19 protein-coding genes are annotated in these 17,753 nt (G+C 56.0%); 13 read left to right on the plus strand and 6 right to left on the minus strand.

What is annotated here, in order from left to right; genetic code table 11:
* The first annotated feature begins 12 nt into the window (after nucleotides 1–12).
* Genes GWA01_RS04850 through GWA01_RS04860 form a run of 3 tightly spaced genes read left to right on the plus strand, consistent with a single transcriptional unit; the run spans nucleotide 13 to nucleotide 3,129 of the window.
* Nucleotides 13–1,425 carry a M20/M25/M40 family metallo-hydrolase gene (locus tag GWA01_RS04850; protein WP_146794556.1) on the plus strand — a complete coding sequence of 471 codons (1,413 nt, stop codon included), beginning with the start codon at nucleotides 13–15 and terminating at the stop codon, nucleotides 1,423–1,425.
* A gap of 1 nt (nucleotide 1,426) precedes the next feature.
* Nucleotides 1,427–2,431 (plus strand): 4-hydroxythreonine-4-phosphate dehydrogenase PdxA, encoded by a 1,005-nt coding sequence (gene pdxA, locus GWA01_RS04855; RefSeq protein WP_146794558.1) that lies wholly within the window; start codon nucleotides 1,427–1,429, stop codon nucleotides 2,429–2,431.
* Complete coding sequence (locus tag GWA01_RS04860) at nucleotides 2,428–3,129, plus strand: pyridoxine 5'-phosphate synthase (RefSeq protein WP_146794560.1); 702 nt, start codon at nucleotides 2,428–2,430, stop codon at nucleotides 3,127–3,129. Before pdxA ends, GWA01_RS04860 begins: the two co-directional genes overlap by 4 nt.
* A gap of 46 nt (nucleotides 3,130–3,175) precedes the next feature.
* Here GWA01_RS04860 and GWA01_RS04865 read toward each other — a convergent pair whose 3' ends face one another.
* A complete protein-coding gene (locus tag GWA01_RS04865; RefSeq protein WP_146795543.1) occupies nucleotides 3,176–3,772 on the minus strand; it encodes a hypothetical protein in 597 nt (198 codons plus the stop codon).
* Nucleotides 3,773–3,961: 189 nt separating this feature from the next.
* On the opposite strand from GWA01_RS04865, the gene GWA01_RS04870 reads away from it, so the two are divergent.
* Nucleotides 3,962–4,186, plus strand: coding sequence for a DUF3126 family protein (locus tag GWA01_RS04870; RefSeq protein WP_146794562.1), 225 nt, complete (start codon nucleotides 3,962–3,964; stop codon nucleotides 4,184–4,186).
* Nucleotides 4,187–4,190: 4 nt separating this feature from the next.
* Here the strand turns inward: GWA01_RS04870 and GWA01_RS04875 are convergent, their stop codons facing one another.
* Nucleotides 4,191–4,715, minus strand: a complete 525-nt coding sequence (locus tag GWA01_RS04875) for a DUF2939 domain-containing protein (RefSeq protein WP_146794564.1) — start codon at nucleotides 4,713–4,715, stop codon at nucleotides 4,191–4,193.
* Between the two features lie 96 nt (nucleotides 4,716–4,811).
* Between GWA01_RS04875 and GWA01_RS04880 the strand changes: the two genes are divergently transcribed.
* The 4 genes from GWA01_RS04880 (at nucleotide 4,812) to pyk (ending at nucleotide 8,414) form a co-directional block, all read left to right on the plus strand.
* Complete coding sequence (locus GWA01_RS04880; protein ID WP_146794566.1) at nucleotides 4,812–5,576, plus strand: HesA/MoeB/ThiF family protein; 765 nt, start codon at nucleotides 4,812–4,814, stop codon at nucleotides 5,574–5,576.
* A gap of 16 nt (nucleotides 5,577–5,592) precedes the next feature.
* The gene (locus tag GWA01_RS04885) at nucleotides 5,593–5,958 is read left to right on the plus strand and encodes a DsrE family protein (RefSeq protein ID WP_228118358.1); all 366 of its coding nucleotides are present in this window, start codon (nucleotides 5,593–5,595) and stop codon (nucleotides 5,956–5,958) included.
* A gap of 76 nt (nucleotides 5,959–6,034) precedes the next feature.
* Entirely contained in the window at nucleotides 6,035–6,970 is a 936-nt protein-coding gene (locus tag GWA01_RS04890) for an SH3 domain-containing protein (protein WP_186819463.1), read from the plus strand.
* 13 nt (nucleotides 6,971–6,983) lie between these two features.
* Nucleotides 6,984–8,414: a pyruvate kinase gene (gene pyk / locus GWA01_RS04895; protein ID WP_146794570.1), complete on the plus strand. Its 1,431-nt coding sequence runs from the start codon at nucleotides 6,984–6,986 to the stop codon at nucleotides 8,412–8,414.
* Nucleotides 8,415–8,502: 88 nt separating this feature from the next.
* Here pyk and GWA01_RS04900 read toward each other — a convergent pair whose 3' ends face one another.
* Both GWA01_RS04900 and GWA01_RS04905 read right to left on the minus strand, forming a co-directional pair.
* Entirely contained in the window at nucleotides 8,503–9,381 is an 879-nt protein-coding gene (locus tag GWA01_RS04900) for a prephenate dehydrogenase/arogenate dehydrogenase family protein (RefSeq protein ID WP_146794572.1), read from the minus strand.
* A gap of 1 nt (nucleotide 9,382) precedes the next feature.
* The gene (locus GWA01_RS04905) at nucleotides 9,383–10,510 is read right to left on the minus strand and encodes a lysylphosphatidylglycerol synthase domain-containing protein (RefSeq protein ID WP_146794574.1); all 1,128 of its coding nucleotides are present in this window, start codon (nucleotides 10,508–10,510) and stop codon (nucleotides 9,383–9,385) included.
* Nucleotides 10,511–10,633: 123 nt separating this feature from the next.
* Between GWA01_RS04905 and hpnA the strand changes: the two genes are divergently transcribed.
* From hpnA to hpnC, 3 genes are read left to right on the plus strand one after another with little or no spacing between them, the layout of a single operon-like run.
* Nucleotides 10,634–11,629 carry a hopanoid-associated sugar epimerase gene (gene hpnA, locus GWA01_RS04910; protein WP_146794576.1) on the plus strand — a complete coding sequence of 332 codons (996 nt, stop codon included), beginning with the start codon at nucleotides 10,634–10,636 and terminating at the stop codon, nucleotides 11,627–11,629.
* 1 nt (nucleotide 11,630) lies between these two features.
* A complete protein-coding gene (locus tag GWA01_RS04915) occupies nucleotides 11,631–12,773 on the plus strand; it encodes a glycosyltransferase (RefSeq protein WP_146795547.1) in 1,143 nt (380 codons plus the stop codon).
* A complete protein-coding gene (gene hpnC, locus GWA01_RS04920; protein ID WP_146794579.1) occupies nucleotides 12,770–13,630 on the plus strand; it encodes a squalene synthase HpnC in 861 nt (286 codons plus the stop codon). The genes GWA01_RS04915 and hpnC overlap by 4 nt, the downstream gene beginning before the upstream one ends.
* Nucleotides 13,631–13,672: 42 nt before the next feature.
* Here hpnC and GWA01_RS04925 read toward each other — a convergent pair whose 3' ends face one another.
* Both GWA01_RS04925 and GWA01_RS04930 read right to left on the minus strand, forming a co-directional pair.
* Nucleotides 13,673–14,848, minus strand: a complete 1,176-nt coding sequence (locus tag GWA01_RS04925; RefSeq protein ID WP_146794581.1) for a pyridoxal phosphate-dependent aminotransferase — start codon at nucleotides 14,846–14,848, stop codon at nucleotides 13,673–13,675.
* Between the two features lie 87 nt (nucleotides 14,849–14,935).
* Entirely contained in the window at nucleotides 14,936–15,379 is a 444-nt protein-coding gene (locus tag GWA01_RS04930) for a cupin domain-containing protein (RefSeq protein ID WP_146794583.1), read from the minus strand.
* Between the two features lie 136 nt (nucleotides 15,380–15,515).
* On the opposite strand from GWA01_RS04930, the gene hpnD reads away from it, so the two are divergent.
* Complete coding sequence (hpnD, locus tag GWA01_RS04935; RefSeq protein ID WP_146794585.1) at nucleotides 15,516–16,391, plus strand: presqualene diphosphate synthase HpnD; 876 nt, start codon at nucleotides 15,516–15,518, stop codon at nucleotides 16,389–16,391.
* A 5-nt stretch (nucleotides 16,392–16,396) separates the two neighbouring features.
* Nucleotides 16,397–17,695, plus strand: a complete 1,299-nt coding sequence (hpnE, locus tag GWA01_RS04940) for a hydroxysqualene dehydroxylase HpnE (protein WP_146794587.1) — start codon at nucleotides 16,397–16,399, stop codon at nucleotides 17,693–17,695.
* Nucleotides 17,696–17,753: the final 58 nt, after the last annotated feature.

The following is a 17,753-nucleotide window of genomic DNA, read 5'->3' on the forward strand; positions in this document are numbered from 1 at the left end:
CAGAGATTTTTTATGACCGCACCAGCACCCTCGGCACTTGATGCTGTTCTGAACCATATTGATGCGGATAGTGAGAATGCGGTTGGGCGCCTCTTCGAGCTCCTGCGCATTCCAAGCATTTCGACACAACCCGCACATGCCGCAGATTGTCGCGCAGCAGCCGAGTGGTTCCGCAAAGACCTTGCAAGCCTCGGTTTCTCCTCATCCACACGTGAAGTGAAATGGGCGGCGCCAGGGCATCCAATGGTCGTAGCGCATGGAGAGGGCGAGGGAACGCATGTCCTGTTCTATGGTCATTACGACGTCCAGCCGACCGATCCGGAAAACCTCTGGCGGGCTCCGGCTTTTGAGCCTCAGCTTGTTACCGATGCGTCGGGACGCAAAGTCATCGTTGCACGTGGCGCGAGTGACGACAAAGGGCAGGTAATGACCTTCCTGGAAGCCTGTCGTGCATGGAAAGAGGTCCATGGCAGCCTTCCAGTCCGCGTCAGTGTGCTCCTTGAAGGTGAAGAGGAATGTGGGGGCTCCAACCTTCTGCCGTTCCTTAAGGAAAATGCGGCAGAACTGAAAGCCGATGTTGTTCTTGTCTGTGACACGGCTATGGCAGATCGCAGAACACCCGGGATCACGACATCCCTGCGAGGGATGATGGCCGATGAGGTTCTCATTGAATGCGCATCCCATGATCTGCATTCCGGGGTTTACGGCAACGCGGCGGCTAATCCCATTGCGGTGCTATGCAATGTTCTCGCGACACTGCGTGATTCCGATGGTCGCGTGACGCTGCCGGGGTTTTATGATGGCGTAAAAGTCCCAGACGATGCAACACGTGCCCAGTGGCGTGAACTCTTCCCCGATGATAGCGCTTTGCTTGAGGAAGCTGGTCTTTCCATCGCTGCCGGCGAAAAGGGCTTCACGGCGGTAGAACAGACCTGGTGCCGTCCGAGCTGTGAAATAAACGGTATTTCGGGTGGTTATGAAGGCGAAGGCTTCAAGACCGTTCTTCCTGCTAAAGCCATGGCGAAGGTCTCGTTCCGCCTGGTCCCCGGGCAAAATCCTGACCTCATACGTGAGGCATTCCGCGCCCATGTACGAGCCCTCCTTCCAGCTGATGCCACTGTCACTTTCACACCACATGGTGGCTCACCGGGCTTCGAAGTTTCCAATGGCAGCGCCTATCTTTCTCCAGCACTCAATGCATTGGGAGATGAGTGGGGTGTACCAGCCGTAACAATGGGATGCGGTGGATCCATTCCCGTGGCTGGGGAGGTCCGCGAAGCACTGGGACTTGATGCTCTTATGGTTGGTTTTGCTCAGGCAGATGATCGGATCCACTCTCCTAACGAACAGTATGGTCTGGATTCATTCCACAAGGGCACACGCTCATGGGCGCGCATCCTCGCTGCTCTGGCGGACGTGAAGTAAGATGATCAACCGGCTGCCCATTGCTCTAACGCTCGGAGATCCTGCTGGTATCGGGCCAGAGCTGGCTGCCGCTGCATGGCGTGAACTCCGCTCCACAAACCAGATCTTCTTCTGGATTGGCCCGGCATCGCTGATTGAAGGCGGGGTCCCTGTAAATCGGATCAGCGCACCAGCAGAAGCAGATTCTGTCTTTGCCCATGCGCTGCCCGTCATCGACATGCCATGCCATGCTCCTGTCGTCCCAGGAAAACCAGATCCGCTAAATGCCGTAACGACCGTCGCCAGTATCGAACTCGCCGTGCAGTTTGCATTAAGTGGTGAAGCGGGGGGTGTGGTCACCAACCCTATTGCCAAACATGTTCTGGCTCAGGCGGGTTTTCCATATCCAGGGCACACAGAGTTCCTTGCGGCCCTTTGCAGGGTGCCGGGCAGGGAAGTCATGATGCTAGCATCACCCGAACTCAAGGTTGTGCCCGTCACGATCCATGTTTCCCTGCGACACGCACTGGACAGCCTGACAAGCGAACGGATCGAGACAGTTACCCGACTCACAAACGCGGCATTGAAACGCGATTTTGGCATTGCCAGTCCGAGACTGGCAATGGCCGGACTCAATCCTCATGCTGGAGAGCATGGCATGATGGGCACGGAAGAACAGACAATCATTATGCCTGCCGTTGAACGGCTCCGAAGTCTGGGAGTGAATGTATCAGACCCCATGCCACCCGATACGATGTTCAGCGCAACGGCTCGCCCTCATTATGATGCCGCCATCTGCATGTATCATGACCAGGCTCTGATACCGCTCAAGACTCTCGATATGGCGCAGGGCGTCAACATCACGCTTGGTCTTCCGATCGTCCGCACCTCGCCTGATCATGGTACTGCTTTTGACATTGCTTCCTCGGTGACAAGTACTGCCGGAAGAGCGAGTGCAAGCAGCCTCCTCGCCGCAATCCGGATTGCAATCGAAATGTCGCAGCATAGACTGGGAGCAAAAAAATGATCCGCCTTGGTGTGAACATTGACCATGTGGCCACTCTTAGGAACGCTCGCGGTGGTTCTGCCCCTGACCCCGTGGCAGCGGCCAGACTGGCGCTGACATCAGGTGCAGACGGCATAACGGCTCATCTGCGTGAAGACAGGCGACACATCCGCGACGCAGATATGCCCCGCCTGAAAGCACTGGATGCGCCTCTTAATTTCGAGATGGCCGCAACGGACGAGATGATCCGCATTGCATGTGCGCTTGGACCTCATGCCTGTTGTTTGGTCCCAGAGCGTCGGGAAGAAGTGACAACAGAGGGTGGCTTGGATGTAGCAGGGCAGAAGGGTACGCTCGCTGCAAAAATCAGCCTTCTGAAAGCGGCCGGAATTCGGGTGTCGCTCTTCATCGACCCCGACCGCAAACAGATTGAAACCGCAGCTTCACTTGGGGCGCCCGTTATCGAACTGCACACTGGAGCTTACGCGCATGGCGGAGCAGGGGAACTTGAGCGCCTTCAGAAGGCAGCGCTAGTTGCCGCGGATTGCGGACTGGAACTTCATGCAGGTCATGGCCTGAATTATGAAAACGTTGGCCCCATAGCGAAACTGCAAGGTCTGGCAGAGCTGAATATTGGCCACTTCCTGATTGGTCAGGCCATTTTCGATGGGCTCGGACCCGTAGTCAGCAAAATGAAGAGTCTGATTTCACAGAAATAGAGTTTGCGTAACATGAGCGGAGGGAAATTCCCTCCGCTCAGCCCTGTTACTTCCCCGCAGGCTGAATGACTGATTTCTTCGGATCACCACTGAAATCAGGAACATACTGTCCCGACTGCGTAGAATACGTTGCACTGGTACTCTGGGCAGGGGTTGCAGGCGGATGGAAGGCGGACACCGGGCCGAATATGCCGCCCGCAGAGTGCATCGTCGCTTCGCGCTGACGTGCACAGCCACGTGTGATGATGGAGCAAATGCCATCTTCACCGACGTATTCGTCATCATTACCGCTGTAATGCACTTCAGAAACGCGATCATGATCCATACGCACGATCATGCGGCAGGCAGTACCACCACCCCCAATCGCAGACTGATAGATACTGACGAACGACTGAACGGGAATCAGGGTTGAGTCTGGCACGGCAGGAAGCGGCATGCTGCCGTCATACTGCCAGATCTCGGTCGTATCGTTGAGTTTCTTCGTGGAGCCGGGAGTACCGGCACATGCCTGAAGGTCATATCCGGTCATTCCGACCATCTCGAACTGTGCCCTGTGGGCGCTCCGGGATTCGAAATACCCACACCCGCTCAGGGCTGCTGAGGCAGAGATTGCTGCAACAGCACGCAGAAAAAAGGGACGCATCATGTCTCCTGTGAGAGAGGCACCGTCTATGCTGCCAGTGAACTGACTTGTTATGAAACGGCATGGAAAGGTGGAACGGATTACCTTTCCCTACAGGAGAAAGAACGTCTGGGGTAGGGTAAACGGGTTTCGCAGTTGTAAGCGATAGGTTACACGGCGGTACTGATTTTCATACAGGAGTGCCATTCCATGGCCGATATTACCCCTTCCGAGGTCAAGCGTCTCCAGACAACCCTGCAGCGCCTGCTGGGTTCACCCAAGCTCACTGTCACCGCTCCGACCCGTAAGGGCATGAGCGTTGAAATCGCAGTAGCGGGCGAGCTTATTGGCACGGTGCACCGTGATGAAGACGAAGGCGAAGTCTCCTACGCAGTCCACATCACGGTTCTGGAAGAAGACCTTCCCGCTGCCTGATTGATCAGCTGTGCTGAACGGACCCCGGCATTTCAAAGCGCGTGATTTTCCAGCTCCAGTGCTCGAACTTCATGTGCAGGACGAAAGGGGTCCGGCCAGGCTGATCAACCTGGGCTTCAAATTTCCCTAGACTGACAAAATGAGCATGAATGCTACCAAGATCCGGTAGCACAGCCCCAGTTGCTCCACCTTGGGGAATCATCTGGCGGGCTGTCGAGAGAAGCGTCGCCGGAGACAGTTGCACATCAATCGCATGAGACACTGCCGCCCCAGCAAATGAGCTTCCGAATCCTGGAAGATCATCATCAGCCACAGGGGCCGGCGGAAGAATTTCTTCCTTTAGGGAATGCGTCAGAGAGCTCCAGTCCACATGAGGTGCGAGCATTCCCGGATTATTGCCATTCAGGGCACGGTCAATATCCCAGAGGGCAAGATAGGGCGAAACCGCATAAGCCGCGATGGCTGCACCCACGCTAACGCCAAAACCGTTACGCACCTTTGGGCTGATTTTTCGAAACCCGTACTGCATTATCCTGAGTGCTCCGCTCGGTCCCACACGGGGAAGGGGTGGATTATGCGAATCTAACGTCTATGCGGGGGCAAAGTCAGCAATTATCTTCATCAGATGATGCTAGATTTTACAGACCACGAACTGGAGCGATATTCGCGGCATATTCTTCTGCCAGAAGTGGGGGCGACAGGGCAGGGAAAGCTGCGATCTGCCTCGGTTCTCGTAATAGGAGCAGGCGGACTCGGAGCGCCGCTTCTGCAGCAGCTTGCAGCTTCCGGAATCGGGCGCATCGGTATTATCGATCATGATGTCCTCGAAGCCAGCAACCTTCAAAGGCAGGTCCTGTACGATACAGTCGATATCGGCCGGTACAAGGCCGATGTCGCCGCCGAACATTTGCGCAGGCTCAACCCGCTACTGAATATTGAGGCGTGGACAGAACGGGCCGGGCAGGCGCTGCTGGATCGCCTTCTCCCCGGCTATGACCTCATCTGTGACGGCACAGACAATTTCCAAACGCGGGTTCTTATTTCCGATGCGAGTGTGAAGCACGACAAAACCCTGGTGTCTGGCGCAGTACAGGGCTTCTCTGGCCAACTCGCTGTCTTCAGGCCTCAGAGGGGCGGCCCATGCTATCGGTGCCTGTTCCCAGAGGCAGAAACCACTGAGGCCCCAACCTGCGGAAATGCAGGTGTGCTCGGTGCTGCAACAGGTGTCATTGGGAGTTTGATGGCTGTGGAAGTCATGAGGGAAATCATGGAGCTTGAAGGGCGCGATCAGACAAAACTCATGATCTGGGATGCGCTTTCTGGCACCACGCGCTCGTTTGTCGTCACCAGAGACCCAGCCTGCACGGCTCACCTGCCCGAAGGTCACTGAAATGTCTGGAGCACCGATGTATCTCACCCTGGCGGACGATTCCTGGCAACGGGCACATTATGCACTGGTCATTGCGGCAGGGGCACTTTCGCTGGGCCGGGACGTTGTTCTCTTTGCAGGAGGGCGAAGTGTGCATGCTCTTGCGAAAGATTGGTCTGCACTCAACGACATCACGTCCGATATTGAGCTTTCCGAACGTGGTATTGCCGGTTTCGATGACCTCCGTAGGGCGTTACAGGAGCTTGGGTGCAGATTTTTTGCATGTGAAGCGGGCATGAAAATGGCGAGACTTGCCCCAGACAATCTCATTGATGGTGTAGAAATCCGTGGGATCGTCTCTTTTCTCGAGTTGGTCGGACAGGAAAAGATCGTTGCGATCTAAGCGACCCAGAAGGATTAAGTGGAATTTGCGATTTGATCACTTGCCGAAACCTCCGCCACTTGGCAGGGATGCTGCCATGAAAACGTCTGTGTCCTTTTCCCGTATCCTATGTTGCGGTCTGGTGCTCCCGATAGCAGCCGGTTCCCTACTGGCTGCATCTCCCGCTAAGGCAACCCCTCATCACAAGCACACCCATCACGATGCAGCGATTGCCGGTGCAGCCAAAAAGGCTACGCACCCATCACCGCATGGAAAAGAGAAACAGCCCGCACACGGGGCCCCTAAACCACATCACGCATCCCCGCACCATCATGCAGTCAGCGGGCGCCACGCGGCGGTTGCAGGCGCGGCTGTTGCTGGAGCAGCGGCGGCAGGTGCAGCGGCCGCTCCAGCAACATCGGATGTGCCTGCAACACCTGCATTACCCCCTGAAGCGGCTCCCACCGATAAAGGGACGAATACGGGCCTGCCTCTGCCACGATATGCAGCCCTGCGCGCTGACAAGGTCTACATGCGGCGCGGACCGGGAGATCGTTATCCGATCGACTGGGTCTATCATCGCCGTGGCCTGCCTGTAGAAATTGAGCGGGAATTTGATGTCTGGCGCCTTGTGGAAGACTCTGATGGCCAGAAAGGCTGGGTCCATCAGGCAACACTGTATGGTAGTCGCACATTCGTGATTCCGGGCCTCCCACCAGAGGGAGCTACCGCCCAGAATGGCGAAGCCTCCGCGCAGGCCGGAGACCACATTGGCCGTGCAGATGCACGGGTTCTCGGCACCGTGGCGACACAGGACGAAGCGCGCGCAAAAAAAAATATGGTCCTTCTGATGAGCCATCCGGAAGACGACAGCAGCGTTGTTGCGGTGCTTGAACCTGGTACGGTTGGTAACATCAAGTTGTGCCCGCAGGCTTCGCAGTGGTGTCATGTGGTCGTGAAGGGCTATGACGGGTGGCTACCACGACGTCTCTTCTGGGGCCTGCTTCCAGGCGAGACCATTCAACCCAACTGATCCGAGGACATTCATGACATCCAGCCTTCATCATCGCCGCACCCGGATTGTCGCCACCCTCGGGCCTGCCTCCTCTTCCCGTGAAGTCATCCTGTCGCTTGCTGAAGCAGGCGTGAATGTCTTTCGCTTGAACTTTTCCCACGGTTCTCACGAAGATCATGCAGACCGCCATGCTGCCATCCGCGAGGCTGAGGCGCGCGTCGGGCGCCCACTGGGCATTCTGGCGGATCTGCAGGGCCCGAAACTTCGCGTTGGCGTTTTCGAAAATGGTCCGGTGTTTCTGAAGGAAGGCCAGTCCTTCCGCATGGATCTCGACCGCACACCGGGCAACGAAACCCGCGTGTGCCTGCCACACCCTGAAATCATTTCAGCCGCGCAGCCCGGCAGCCACCTGCTTCTCGACGACGGCAAGATGAAGCTGCGTGTCGTTGCAGTCAGCGAAGGTGTCCTCGATACCAAGGTGGTCGTGGGTGGCAAGCTATCAGAGAGAAAAGGTGTCAACGTCCCTGACGTGACGCTGCCTATTCCCGCACTGACCGAGAAAGATCGTCGCGATTTTGATTTCGCGCTCTCCCTGGGCGTCGATTTTGTGGCGCTGTCTTTCGTTCAGCGCCCCGAGGATGTGCAGGAAGCACGCGACATCGCTGATGGTCGTGCCTGGATCGTAACCAAGCTTGAAAAACCACAGGCTATGGAGGCTCTTGAGCCCATCGTTCGTCTGTCTGATGCGATCATGGTAGCCCGAGGGGATCTTGGTGTTGAACTTCCTCCCGAGGAAGTTCCAGTGGCACAGAAGCGGGCGATTGCCGAGGCTCGCCGTCAGTGCAAACCGGTAATCGTGGCGACACAGATGCTTGAAAGCATGATCGAGAGCCCCACGCCGACACGCGCAGAAGTCTCCGACGTATCGAATGCTGTTTATGATGGCGCTGATGCTGTCATGCTTTCAGCAGAGAGTGCGGCTGGCCGCTACCCGCTTGAATCCGTTGAAATCATGGCCCGTATTGCGGCACGTGTGGAACAGGATGACGAATGGCGGGCGCGTATGGACAAAGTCCGTTTCACGCCAGAAGACACCATTCAGGACGCAATCGCGCAGGCTGCATGGCAGGTGAGCTGTACATTGCAAGCCAAAGCGATTGCTGCTCACACCAAGGGTGGACGCGGAGCGCTGCTTATGGCTCGCGAACGTCCACATTGCCCTATCCTGGCCTTGACACCCGATATCAACGTCGCACGTCGGCTGTGTGTTGTCTGGGGGACTTTCCCTCATGTGACGGAACACGAGCGCACAGCTTATGGTATCGAAGAGCTGGCCGCTCCTGCAGCAGAGCTGGCGAAAACACTACACTTTTGCGTCAAAAATGACCGGGTTCTGGTTCTCGCTGGCCGTCCTTACGGGCACGCGGGCAGCACAAACACACTACGCATCGTAACAGCTTGATTCATAAAAAACGCCTCCCTTGTTTGAGGGAGGCGTTCATAAGCACAACTACAGAACAAACTTTCTGCTGATTACGGGCAGTCTTTTTTCAGGCTTGACGATTGGCAATCAGAGTCCGACGGATCTGACGACCGCGCGCAATCCTGTCAGTAATAGACTCTACATCACCCGCTCTGATGGCGTCTGCCATGCCCTTGGTGTCGGCGGTGAAACGGTCGAGCGTTTCGAGCAATATTTCACGGTTGGCAAGAAAGATGTCCCGCCACATCACAGGGTCGGAAGCTGCGATGCGCGTGAAATCCCTGAAACCAGATGCTGCATATTCCAACACATCCGCACGCAGTTCATCTGAGAGGTTGTCCGCAGTATCACAGATCGTGAAGGCCAGAAGGTGGGGCAGGTGGCTTACGATCGCGCATACCTGATCGTGATATGCATCTTCGAGTACACGGGTGCGGGCACCGCACTGCTTCCAGAGCTGCTCGATCTTGTGAATAGCGCTCGTATCAGTATTTGCAGGTGGAATAAGAAGGCACCAGCGATCCTCGAACAGCGTCGCAAAACCTGCGTCGGGGCCTGAATGCTCCGTACCAGCCATAGGGTGTGCAGGGACGTATGAAACACCAGTTGGAAGGGCGGTCGATATCCTGGGACCAAGCTGCCCACGGACAGAAGCGACATCCGTAAGTATCGCCCCCTGTTTCATATACGGCAGCATTTCGAGAGCAACTGCCTCCACAGCACCAACCGGCACACAGAGAACCACACAATCAGCTTTCGCCGCTTCGGCCAAATCGGCCGTCACGATATCTGCCAGGCCGAGTTCTCTGACACGGTCCAACACTGCAGCATTGCTATCGGCCGCGATAAGAGTCTGAGCGATGCCTCTGTCTTCGCGTGCGCGACGGAGTATGGATGAGCCAATCAGTCCGGGACCAACAACAGCAAGACTTTTAAAAAGGGTCATTTCACGACGCGCGGCTTGTAGAGGTTGAAAAAACCGGCTTGTCTTTGGGTTGCACTCTGGGCAGCTCGCCTTTGACAGATTTAGGCACCGGCCCGACTGATATCTCCGGCTTGCCCTTACCTGCCAAACGCAGGCGACGCATTTCAACGATCTGCCAGAACAGAAGAACCGGAATACCGATCAGAAGATCACGACCGCGACGAAGAAGAGAGAGGCTTAGGGAAATTTCGGAATCAATCCCGAATATCATACCCAAGGCCACATAAGCCGCCTCTTGCACGCCAAGCGCACCAGGAACCAGGAAACCAGCGGACATTATGCCGCAGACCACACCTTCGATTGCAATAGCGGAGAGAAGATCAGCTTTCGCACCCAGCATATGCAGGGCACACCAAGTCATAAATCCCCCTGCGAGCCAGCAGCAGAAATGGCTGAAAGCCCCGCGCATGATGCGATCTGGCCTGCTCCACAGCGCCTCAAGGCTGACCTGAAAGGCATCGGTATTATCAATGAGGGCGTCACGCCATTCCGACGCGATGTGCCGACCAAAAAACTGGGCAGCCTTCTTGACCATCGGACCACCACGATGCTGGGTCCAGATAAAACCAGCGATACCGATCGCCAGAACCGCCATCCCGCCCATAAGGGGCCAGATGAAACGTGCAGCACCCTGATGTCCGGCGAGGCATGCCAGCGCCAGAAGAACAAATGCAATCTGACCAAGAACTTCAGTGGTTATATCGACGAGATTAGCTGCAACACCCTCGGGCCAGTGCAGCTCTTCTCCATTGAGAGATCGTGGATCTTTCCCCGACAGCGTTGCCCGCACACCAATGACAATTCCCCCCAATTGGGAGAATGGCAGGCAGGCGCCCGCAGCATCACGCACAAGGCGTGCTGATGTCAGCCGGCGAAGGCCAAGCTGCGGCACAGCGCCTTTCCAGGCAACGCCGAGACCAAGATCAACAATAAGCTGGAAGATGACCAGGAGGATAAAACCCCCAATCCCTACTTTCCCCAGCGCTTCCACAACCGGCTGAATGCCGGCTCTGGCCGCAATGAAAGTAAACAGGGCCACGCCCAGCAGGGACAGAAGAATGGGGAGTGTTTTTTTCAACGTTTTCGTCACATGCCGTTTGGCACTGCTCTATAGCATCGCAATCATGACGTCCAATTTACAAACGCTTTCCCCCGAAGGCCGGGAAGACTATGCTGCCGCTTTTTGCAGACGGACCAAGGAGAATTCGCCACCATGAACGATGTTACACTCGTTACAGGGGCTACCGGGTTCGTTGGCTCGGCCGTTGCCCGTGTGCTTCTGGAAAGAGGCCATAAATTGCGTCTTCTCGTCCGGCCGACGTCCGACAGATCGAACATCGCCGAACTCGATGCCGAGCTCGCCATAGGGGATTTGTCAGACCCTGCGACTCTGAAAGAGGCGCTTCAAGGGGTAAAGTATCTTTTCCATGTGGCCGCGGATTACAGATTATGGGTTCCCGATCCAGAAGCCATGATGAAAGCGAATGTTGCGGGAACGCGAGAGCTGATGCTAGCGGCGCAGGAAGCAGGCGTTGAGCGTATTGTGTATTGCTCATCAGTCGCCGCACTGGGACTTCACAAGGATGGCACGTCTGCTGACGAAAACACTCCCAACAAGGAGCGTGACGTGGTGGGGGTGTACAAGCTTTCCAAGTTCCGGGCTGAACAGGAAGTTCTGCGCCTCATTAAGGAAAACGCTCTTCCTGCCGTCATCGTCAATCCATCCACGCCTGTTGGCCCGCGCGACATCAAACCCACGCCAACCGGGCAGATGATCCTGGATTGCGCAGCCGGACGCATGCCGGCTTACGTGGAAACCGGCCTGAATATCGTCCATGTCGATGATGTTGCAGAAGGTCACGTGCTGGCGTTCGAACGCGGCAAGATTGGCGAAAAATATATTCTGGGTGGTGAGAACATGATGCTCGGTGAGCTGTTTTCGCTCGTGAGCGAAATCGCATGCGTCAAACCGCCGAGGATCAAACTCAAACAGTCCTGGCTTTACCCTGTGGCACTTGTCTCAGAATGGCTGGCCCGTGGTTTCGGGATCGAACCGCGCGTAACCCGGGAAACGCTGGAAATGTCAAAAAAGCTTATGTTCTTCTCCTCCCTTAAAGCCCAGGAACATCTGGGATACGCTCCGCGTCCTGCGCGTGATGCGATATCGGATGCAGTATCGTGGTTTCGAATGCACGGGCGGATCGACTGAAATGCTCTTTCCGGCCGCTATCCTTTCCCTCCTGACCTGGCTTTATCTAGTTTTCTTCCATGGAAGTTTCTGGCGTGACGGCCCACTCCTGAAGACCGGCCCAAGGCCTCCCGTATGGCCGGATGTGGCCATTATCGTTCCTGCACGGGACGAAGCCGAAGCCATTCAACCCTGCCTGACATCGCTACTTGAACAGGATTATGAGGGTAAGCTCTCCATCATCCTTGTGGATGACGAAAGTGAAGACGGAACCGGGGATCTCGCGCGCGCACTTCCTGATCCACATGGACGTCTGACCGTATTAACGGGCAAAAAACGCGTGGAAGGCTGGAGCGGCAAGCTCTGGGCTGTTCATCAGGGTGAACAGGAAGCTCACGAACGCATCGCGTCAGACGGGTACGTATTACTGACTGACGGCGACATCATTCATGCACCAACGCACCTGACAACACTCGTTGCCAAGGCTCAGGCAGACAATCTGGACATGGTGTCCGAGATGGTTGCCCTGAACTGTGAAAGCTCCGCTGAACGCTCACTGGTTCCCGCATTTGTGTATTTTTTCGCAATGCTTTACCCGTTCCGTAAGGTAGCGGATGAGTATTCCAAAGTGGCTGGCGCTGCTGGAGGAACGATACTCCTGCGCCGCAATAAACTCATCGAAATCGGTGGAATTGAATCCCTTCGTGGCGCCCTGATTGACGACTGCACGCTTGCTGCTCACGTCAAAAAATCAGGGGGAAAGCTGTATCTCGGCCACAGCACGCTGGCATGGTCAGTGCGTCCATATCGTGGGGCTTCTGACATCTGGCGCATGATTGCACGAACCGCATATGTGCAGTTGCATCATTCTCCGCTGGCCCTGCTCGGAACGCTACTGGGAATGGGCCTGATCTGGCTTTTACCAGTGGGATTGACCTTGTTTGGTACCGGCCGTGCAAGGAAAATCGGCTTTCTGACATACGCAGTCTCCTGCATCACCTTCATTCCAACACTGCGTCGTTTCCAGCTTCCTTTATGGCGCGCTTTGCCGCTGCCCCTCATTGCAGGTTTCTACATGGCCGCAACAGTGGGTTCGGCAATTGATCATCACCGCGGTGTTGGCGTGCGCTGGAAAGACCGCTCATATACAGACGAGGCATCGTGACCGACGATATCTGGGGAAAAGAGGACGTTACATCCTCAAAAGGTAAATCAGACGAAAATTTTCCGGTTGGATCGTTTCTGATCTCCGGCAGGCTTCGCCCCTATGTATACGACTACTATAATTTTGCCCGCGTGGCAGACGATATGGTCGACAATACTGGCCTGACGGATGCTCAGAAAACTTTGCGTCTCAAAGGCATGGCAGCGGTTATTCGAGGGGAAATCAAAGCCCCCCAGCGCGCCGATGCACAGACAGCGGTGAAGCTCCGCGAAACGCTCCTGAAAACAGGCGTCCCCCTCGACACCGCGACAGATCTGATCGAAGCGTTCTGCATGGATGCAGACAAAAATCGCTATCAGAGCTGGGAGGAGCTGCTGCATTACTGCCGCTACTCTGCAAACCCTGTAGGGCGCTTTCTGTTGCTTCTACATGGAGAAAGCGCCGACACGATCGCGCCCTCCGATGCACTTTGTTCCGCACTTCAGGTTGTCAATCATCTTCAAGACGTTGCCGACGATCTGAAGACGCTCAACCGCTGCTATATTCCCCTGCCATGGCTGGAAGAGGAGGGCGTCAAAATTGATGACCTCCGCCTTGCCAGAAGCAAACCTGGAATACGGCGAGTTCTAAACAGATTGCTGGATGGTGTGGATGCACTCAACACCCAGGCCCGCGCTCTGCCCATGCTCGTCAAGGACCGACGGATGCGTTTGGAGTCAGCGGTGATTGTGGAACTGTGTCACATTCTGGCACGACGCCTGCGACATCAGGATCCCCTGTTCGAGCGGGTCGCCCTTACCAAAGCAGACGGTGCTAAGGCCCTGATCCTCGCCTTGAGGCACTTCAACGCCCGATAAGCCTGTGGTGGAAGTCACAAGGACTTCCACCCGCAATGTGCGTCAGGCCATTACATGGTCAAGAGCTGCACAGAACGCTTCCATCTCAGCCATCGATCCCACTGTGATGCGCGAAGCGTTCGGCCAGATTTCCCACGAACGTCCAATCAACACGTTCTGGCGCAGGAATGCGTCTTTGATTGGGCCAGCAGGCTTTTTCCAGTCCAGAACAAACATGTTCGCATCAGACGGGATAAAGCTGACACCACGCTTTGTCAGGTGATCAAATGTCATCGTCCGGGCAGCGATCATTTCGCTCCGGCGTGCTGCGATATCCGCAGCCATCGTCAGGCTCTTGGTACCACAGGCCACAGCCGGCATTGGCAGCATGGACGTCTCGTTTTCGCCATCATAACGCATCATGCGAGCATGAACGTCAGGATGGGCGAAGCTTAGTCCAAGGCGCAGACCGGCCATACCAAAGATTTTGGAGAAAGTGCGCAGAACGATAACTTCCTTGCCCTGACCAACGAGAGAAAGTGCGCTCTTTGTGTTCGAGAAATGGATATATGCCTCATCTACAAGAACAATAGAGCCCTTAGGCTTGTTCTCGACGAGCCATGCAATGTCTTCGAGTGGCGTGACGGTGCCGGTCGGATTGTTGGGTGTACAAATATAGTACACACCTGCGTTCGGGTCAGCCTTAAGCATGGCGCGAACGTCTGTCTTATATCCGTTTTCCGCCTTCAGCGGGATTCGGGTCAGGGGCACCTTAAGCCAGTCTGCCACACCCCATGCCGCCTCATAGGACGGATTGGCCGTCACGAGACCCCGTGTGGGGGAGCAGAACGTCACGACACTACGCATGAGCGGATCGGATGAACCGGCCCAGGCAATGACGTGATCTTCAGGAATATTCTCGACTGCACTGACCGTCGAGAGAAGATTGGAGTGCATATGACCTGTCGGGTCGTATCGGTTGCCGTGAAAAACGACCTCAGCCCCGATCTTTGCAGCAGCCGGGAAGGGACCGGTCCAGCATTCGTTACTGCCGATACGGACCAGCTTGGTCACATCCACATTCGGCATTGCCGTCAGGGAACGGGCATTTGCATGACCGATGATGGAGTTTGCAATGGCGCCGCCTCCCAGCAAGGCGGCGATACGGCCGAAGCTGCGGCGGGAATATCCCCGCGCAAGAAGATCATCACGGGCTTCCGGCGAAAGAGCGTCGGTCATACGGTTCAGGCTCCTAGGATCTGGGACTGAAACCATCCTAGGAACGAAACTATATTGCTGTCAAAACGATAAAGAAGATTTTTTCGATCAATATTCAGCCTTTTGCCCTGGCAGGGGCACCGACGTGGGCTCTCCGCGGGTTCCGGCATAGGTTAGCAATATGACTGTCTCTTCGCTTCCAGAGACACCACGATGCGCGTCTTCCACCGACTCGGCGAAAGCCTGCCCTTCATGGAAGGTCTGCTTTTTCCCCGTTGCCTTATCCTCAATGGTCAGACTGCCTTTCAATACATATCCTGCGTTGGGAAACGGATGAACATGCCATGGCAGCGCGCTGTTTGGCGCCAGCGTCAGCTTGATCATGCTCAGCATTGGCTGAGTGGTGGCGTAATGAGTGTAAGGCTTGCCGTTCCAAGATTGCGTAGCGGCAAGAAGGTGATCGGCATGTGCTGTGGCCACTGTCGGCTCAGCACGCGCAGTGAAGGCGAGGGCCAGCAAGGGGCAGACCAAAAGAAGACGTGGCAACTTCATTGTAGAATCTTTCACGAAGGTGTTGCGTTTCAGCATCATCGTAACGCCCGGCAAGGACAGACGTTCACCACATCTTTGTCATCTCCGCATTTGAGGGTTAGAACCCTTTTCTTCTGAAAAGAAACGGGGAACAGACATGGCTTTCAGCAGGTTGCGCGCTCATTCCGGACTTGCTTGCGCGCAGGCCGATCTGGACCATGTGGAGCAGATCGTTACGGCCTCAGGCACATCCTTCAGCAAGGGAATGCGCATCCTCCCGGCAAAACGCCGACAGGCCATGTTCGCGATCTACGCGTTCTGCCGCGAAGTAGATGATATCGCTGACGGTGATACGGTCGTTGAAGATCCTGCGGCGGCACTGGAAGACTGGCACACCCGCGTTGATCGTATCTTCACAGGCGAAGCAAGGGATGCTCTTGATCGCGTACTCATTGCCGCCATCAACGCATTTGACCTTAAAACCGCTGATTTTCACGCCGTGATCGATGGAATGGCGATGGATACCGGTGCACCGATTGTCGCGCCCGATGAAAAGACTCTTGATCTTTACTGTGATCGCGTCGCTTCCGCTGTGGGCCGCCTTTCTGTAAGAGCTTTTGGTGCCCCCACACCCGATGGCGAAAAGGTTGCCTTTCATCTGGGGCGCGCACTGCAGCTCACAAATATCCTGCGTGACATATCCGAAGATGCCTCTCGCGGACGCCTGTACCTGCCCAAAGAACTTCTCGAGCGTTTCAGTGTCCCTCTCGACGCGCAAGAGGCCCTCTATGCGCATGGCCTGGACGGCGTGGGTAAAATTCTTGCAAAACGTGCCCGGGATCATTTCAGTCTGGCACGCCGGGCAATGGCCAAGTGTCCGTCCTCGGCGATGCGCCCTGCAAGAATGATGGCTGCATCATACGAGCCCATACTGAACGCTTTGGAGCGTCGCGGCTGGCGCAATCCGGATGTAAAACCAAAGGTTAGCAAAGTATGGCGCGGTCTTCGGACTCTAGCAGCCTGCGCGAGGTAATCCCCATGAGCCATGTTCACATCATTGGTGGTGGTCTTGCGGGCCTTTCCGCGGCGGTCGAGCTTGTTGCCCAGGCACAAGTAACACTCTACGAAGCTGGCCCTGCATGCGGAGGACGAGCGCGCTCCTTCCATGATCGGACACTCGATACACGCATCGATAACGGCAACCATCTGCTCCTGTCCGCAAACGCCCTCACGTTTCGATATCTGGATCTGATTGGATCACGCCATACCCTGACAGGGCCGGGTATACCGATTTTCCCCTATTATGACCTTGCCGATGATCTGGCCTGGACACTCAAACTTTCCCGGGGAAAACTACCTTTCTGGGCGCTCCCCGGTGGCCGTCGCGTACCGGGAATGCGCATTTCAGAGCTATCCGCGCTTGGACGACTTTTACGTGCCGGAGACAATGCGGTCGTACAAGACTGCCTGCGACCCGGACAGCTAAGCCGCCGCCTGCTGGAGCCGTTCGCGATCTCGGTCCTCAATACGGACCTTCAGACCGGCAGCGCGAAGCTGCTTGGCAACGTCGTACGTCAGTCCCTTGCACAGGGGGGAATGGCCTGCTGTCCGTGGTTCCCGGAGATCGGCCTGTCAGAAACACTGGTTGATCCCGCTCTTGAGTATCTGGCGCGATACAACACCAGTATCCGCACAGGCGTGCGTGTCGGCGCCATCAAACGCGAAAGCGGGCGTGTCGTGGGGCTGGAAACCACGGACGGAGACGTCGTACTCGGCGCCGAAGATCATGTGATCGTCGCGACGACGGCGCCCGTAGCCAAAGGCCTGCTTCCCGAACTCACAGTACCTGATTCATTCGAAAGCATCGCAAACGCTCACTTCCGGCTTCCATATCGTGTATCCGCGCGTGGCGTGGTCGCACAAGCGGGATTTGTCGGGCTCGTTGGCGGGATTTCAGAATGGGTCTTCCTGAAAAACGATGTGCTTTCGGTCACTGTCAGCGCTGCAAACCGCTACATGGAGACCGATAGCAACGAGATGCTTGCAACCATCTGGTCTGAAATCCGACATGCGCTCGACCCGGTATTGCCTCAGCCTCTACCCGTTGCGATGCCCCCTGCCAGACTTCTGCGCGAGAAGCGGGCTACATTTGCGGCAACGCCAGAGCAGAACCGCCGCAGGCCGAAGGCCTCCGGCACTGATCTGCTCAATTTGACACTGGCAGGTGACTGGACGGACACAGGACTTCCTTCCACAATCGAAGGTGCCATCCAGTCCGGACTGGTCGCCGTCTCTGCACTTGGTTTTCGGTCGGCTACAGAAAACACAAAATCGTGATGATGAAATTGATATTTTCGTCATTAACAACGCCCGAAAAAAGAGGGCTTTCCGGCAC

Source organism: Gluconobacter wancherniae NBRC 103581, assembly GCF_007988885.1.
Taxonomy (GTDB): Bacteria; Pseudomonadota; Alphaproteobacteria; order Acetobacterales; family Acetobacteraceae; genus Gluconobacter; species Gluconobacter wancherniae.